We start from the raw sequence: 1349 nt of genomic DNA, 5'->3' as shown, positions 1-1349 counted from the left end.
CCTTTCGGGTCATGGCCATTGCGATCTTCTTGATGTTTTGGGCTGCGGCGGCGAGCAGGCATTGGCTGCGGACACGGATCAGACTTCGGAACCTGGCATAGCGGTGCCCGTGCAACTGCTTGGCGTCGGCGAAGGAGCGCTCCACTGTCTCCTTTCGGCGCGTGTAGATCGCCTTGCCCCAAGGCGTCAGACGATGGGCGTCGCTCTTCTCGCGAATCTCGGCCCAGACATGTCGAGTGATGGTCCGCTGCGCCTTGGCGTTCGTCGTGCAGGAGGCAAGAAGCGGGCAGGTCTGGCAGACGCTCGGATCGGAGCGATAGTGACGGTAGCCGTCGCGATCGGTGGTGGCGTAGGCGAGAACCTGCCCCTGCGGACAGCGGTATCCGTCGGCCTCGGCTTCAAAGACGAACTTCGACTTGCGCATCATGCCGGGCTTGGGCGGTGTCGGGTTGCGATAGCCCGTTACGCCCAGGATCTTGCGATCCTCCAGCCCCTTGGCGATGCCGGCCGTGGCATAGCCGGCGTCCAGCCCAACAGCGCCGACGTCGAAACCGAACCGGGCGCGCTGATGATCGAGACGAGAGAGGTAGACGATCGAGTCGTGCACGTTGGCCGGCGTCGCGTAGGTGTCGGTGATGATCGCCAGCTTGCCGTCGACGGTCCGATGGTCGAGGTAGAAGAAGCCTTTCGGCTTGCCGTCCCGCACCATGTAGCCGCTGTCCGGATCGGTGCGCGACACCTTGGTCTCCTTGACGACCGGCGCCCGCTCCTTGGACTTCAGCGGCTTCTGGTCATGCGCCGCCCGCTCGGCCTCGATCGCGGCGTCGAGGTCATCCCAATAGTCGGCCTGGCTCTTGGCGCGCAGCTCGAAGTCGAACCGCTTCTTGTTGGCATTGGCCTTCAGGTGGGTGGAGTCGGTGTAGAGCACCCGCCCGTCGACCAGGCCGTGTGCCATCGCCTGTTCGACGATCGCGTCGAAGATGGCCCGAGGGATGCTGTCGTCGGAGAAGCGGCGCCGACGGTTCTGGCTGATCGTCGAAGCATCGAAGACGGGGTCGGTGAGCTTCAGGCGCAGGAACCAGCGGTAGGCGACATTCACCTCGATCTCGCGCACCAGCTGGCGTTCGGAGCGGATGCCGAACAGGTACCCGATGAACAGCGCCTTGAACATCAAGGTCGGATCGAGCGGTGGACGGCCGTTGTCCGCGCAGTAAAGCCCGGCAACGCGATCGTGGATGAAGGAGAAGTCGATCACCTGGTCGATCTTGCGAAGCAGGTGATCCTTCGGGACCAGCGAATCGAGCGTCACCATCTCGATCGCCGTCTGTTCGGGAGCCGGTTTCTTCAAC

Annotated in this window: 1 protein-coding gene; it reads right to left on the bottom strand. The window is 63.7% G+C overall.

The features are described from left to right. A partial coding sequence (locus LH400_RS25880) for an IS1182 family transposase (protein ID WP_229156351.1) occupies positions 1-1348 on the bottom strand: 1348 nt, incomplete at its 3' end. Position 1349: the final 1 nt, after the last annotated feature.

The sequence above is a fragment of the Jiella soli genome, assembly GCF_020615385.1.
GTDB lineage: Bacteria > Pseudomonadota > Alphaproteobacteria > Rhizobiales > Rhizobiaceae > VKMB-3413.
The sequence above is the reverse complement of the archived record's forward strand: the minus strand, read 5'-3'. Positions and strand labels throughout refer to the sequence as shown.